The organism is uncultured Cyclobacterium sp., from assembly GCF_963976465.1.
Taxonomy (GTDB): domain Bacteria; phylum Bacteroidota; class Bacteroidia; order Cytophagales; family Cyclobacteriaceae; genus Cyclobacterium.
This window is the reverse complement of the sequence record NZ_CAXBOC010000618.1, coordinates 1-2,848: the sequence shown is the minus strand read 5'-3', so window position 1 is coordinate 2,848 and position 2,848 is coordinate 1. Positions and strand designations below refer to the sequence as shown.

Below are 2,848 nucleotides of genomic sequence, written 5' to 3'. Positions count from 1 at the left end.
ATTTTCGCAGGGTTTCATTGGTTTAAATGCGCTATTATATACTGAATTATTGAATAGTCTTTACAAGGATTTGTATTGTGACATTCTAAATTAGTGGAATTTTAGTTGTTTAAAAAATTGTAATTCAATTATAAAACCAACTAAATTAATTTATTTGCCAGACTTTAATGATGCGCGATTTATTCAGCTAGTAATAGAAGGTCTATCGCCTATTTCGGATTTCAATATTGGATAAATTAACAAACAAAAAAAATGACCTGCTGAAGGTCATTTTTTTTGCTAAATGGCATTTGTTCTTTTAAGTGGCCGGATCCTTTTACTTTAGCCCTATTTACAAAAGAAAACCCTAAACCAGCGTAAATAATTCTTGCTCAGGCAGTCGGGATTTCGGAGTTTTGTCTGTTGCGTTAAAATCAGTCTCTGTTCTGTAACCTATAGATACAACTGTGACGGCAGTAAAACCTTTTTCTCTTAAACCAAACTCCTCATCTAAGGCTTTTACATCAATACCCTCCATGGGTACCGCATCAATGCCTAGTGCAGCCACTCCAAGTAAGAAATTGCCAATGTTTAAATAGACTTGCTTCTCAAGCCAATGTTGTAAGTCCTTTAAATCGTACTTGTGTATGTTGGCAAATGCATTTCTACCTCCATGCATGCCTTGTTTTATCTGTTCATTAGGAAATCTACCATCCAGGTCTTCCACCGCCAATACGTGTTGCATGTATTCCTCATCTGCTGTAATTCTTGAACAAAACAATACCACATGTGAAGCCTTTAAAACCTTTGGTTCGTTGAATGAGAAAAAGCCTTGCGTTCCTTTGGCCATGCGTTTTTTCCCTTCTTCTGTTGAAGCAACAATAAAATGCCAGGGTTGTAAATTAGTACTAGAAGGACTCATCCTTAAAAGTGACTTTACCTGTTCAAAATCTTCTTTTGAGATTTTCTTGTTTGGATCAAATTCTTTTGCGGAATAACGCCAGTTTAATACATTTTTTATGTCCATAATTTTATACTATAAGTTTTATAGTTGCAAAAGTAAAGATAGTGTTATAACTTTGCAATAACGGTCAAATAGGATAGTATAAAATTTTAAAAGAATGTATAAATTTAAAGGTAAAGAATACCCATGCTGTGCCAGTCTAACGATGGGGCTAATCGGTGGGAAATGGAAAACAGTGATCCTATTTCACCTAAGAAATGAGCCCATGCGGTACAATGAACTGAGAAAAGAAATGCCTACGGTTACAGAGCGAACTTTAAGTTTGCAGTTGAAAACCCTTGAAGAAGATGGTATCATCAAAAGGAAGGTTTATACCAGTAAACCCCCACTTAAAGTAGTTTATTCTCTGACCGATTTTGGAAAAACATTGATTCCTGTGGTTCAATCCATTGCAGATTGGGGACACAATGTTGTACACAATGGAACGGAAGTTTCTGAGTAAATAACTTCTATTGATTAGTGCTGAGTTGGCTATTGATGGCAGTTTTGGTTTTGTTAAGGTCTATTTTGCCTGCCATATTGAGAAGATCTAAAAGTTGTTCTTGTTGGTTAAGAAACCGTTGAAGGGTTGTTTTATCCAGAAAACTACCCATTGGATTTTTATCATTGAAGGTTTTCATCTTATTTAATTTCTCCTTTGGTAACATGGTTTGGGCAAAATAATTATCAAGAATACCTGCTTTGAAGGTTTTGGTCGATTCGGTTTTTGATTTTGCTATCCTTTTGGTTATTTCAGGAATATAGAAATCCCCGTAAAGATTCAGGTGCGCTATACATTCCAAAATGCTCCATTTATCCGGTCCCGGTTTTCGATTCAGTAGCTCTTCAGATAAGGTGTTGAATCTTTCAACCTGATTGATGTTAATTCGAGTCCGTTCTACTAAATCTTGTATTAATTTTTCTGAGTCTATTTTCATCGTTTTTTTTGTCAAAATTCGCGCTAAATCAGAAAAAAAACATTGATTTAAATCAAGACTTTTTGAGCCGAGACAAGGTTTCCGGTGTCATTCTTAAGTAAGAAGCGATGTATTTATTAGGGATTTCCTGAAATAATTGAGGGCTTCTGGCCAAAACCCTTTTGTATCTTTCCAGGGGCGAACTTGTTAAAATGTCGCGCTCTCTTTCCATTTGTTGGTATATCAGATCGCCAAGCATCATTTGCCAGATTTTGGTGTTTTCAGTTGAACTGTCAATAAATGCCATGAAGCTTGCTTTTTTGTTTACCTTCAATTGCGTTTTTTTGATTGCCTGAATGTAAAGGTCAGAAGGTTTTTCGCTGATAAATGAATCTAGTGCAGCGATAAAATTGTCTTTGTAACCAAACCTTATTATGTTCTCATCAAATTCCTCTAACACATAGATTCTCAAGCTCCCGCTGACCACAAAATAGAGGTTTGTATCTATGCTTCCCTTGACCTTTAAGTATTCTTTTCGGTTCAATTCCAGCTTTTTGTCCCATAAATGCTGCTTGTCAATTTGCGCTATAAAGTTTAAAATAGGATTCATTTTTCAATAAGGGTAGCACTGTGTTCTTATTTGTTGGTCAGCAATTTATTTACAATGGGTATATCAGCCGCGGCCCAATCTAATGTGCCCAATTCTTCAGCTTTTAGCCATTTATGGCTTATGTGTTCATGAAGGGTAAGTGCATCCGAATCTACCTGACATAGGTATGCATGCAGGGTTACCTCTAAGTTTGGGTATTGATGAACTACCGTCAGAAAGTAGGATTGATTGGTGGTCGATAGGTTTAATTCTTCCAACAATTCACGACTTAGGGCTTCTGTATGGGATTCCCCTGCTTCGATTTTTCCTCCGGGAAATTCAAATTTCTTTGAAATATAT

Annotated in this window: 5 protein-coding genes; 1 reads left to right on the top strand and 4 read right to left on the bottom strand. The window is 36.1% G+C overall.

The features are described from left to right. Nucleotides 1-346: 346 nt before the first annotated feature. On the bottom strand, nt 347-1,006 hold the full coding sequence (gene nfsB / locus AAC037_RS23030) for an oxygen-insensitive NAD(P)H nitroreductase (protein WP_339905928.1): 660 nt from the start codon (nt 1,004-1,006) through the stop codon (nt 347-349). 94 nt (nt 1,007-1,100) lie between these two features. Between nfsB and AAC037_RS23025 the strand changes: the two genes are divergently transcribed. Beyond that, on the top strand, nt 1,101-1,445 hold the full coding sequence (locus tag AAC037_RS23025; protein WP_339905926.1) for a helix-turn-helix domain-containing protein: 345 nt from the start codon (nt 1,101-1,103) through the stop codon (nt 1,443-1,445). A 7-nt stretch (nt 1,446-1,452) separates the two neighbouring features. Here the strand turns inward: AAC037_RS23025 and AAC037_RS23020 are convergent, their stop codons facing one another. The 3 genes from AAC037_RS23020 to AAC037_RS23010 form a co-directional block, all read right to left on the bottom strand. Beyond that, nucleotides 1,453-1,920: a DinB family protein gene (locus AAC037_RS23020; RefSeq protein WP_339905924.1), complete on the bottom strand. Its 468-nt coding sequence runs from the start codon at nt 1,918-1,920 to the stop codon at nt 1,453-1,455. A 52-nt stretch (nt 1,921-1,972) separates the two neighbouring features. Continuing rightward, entirely contained in the window at nt 1,973-2,509 is a 537-nt protein-coding gene (locus AAC037_RS23015) for a cyclic nucleotide-binding domain-containing protein (RefSeq protein ID WP_339905922.1), read from the bottom strand. Between the two features lie 26 nt (nt 2,510-2,535). Further along, the coding region (locus tag AAC037_RS23010) for a (deoxy)nucleoside triphosphate pyrophosphohydrolase (RefSeq protein WP_339905920.1) at nt 2,536-2,848 on the bottom strand (313 nt) is incomplete at its 5' end.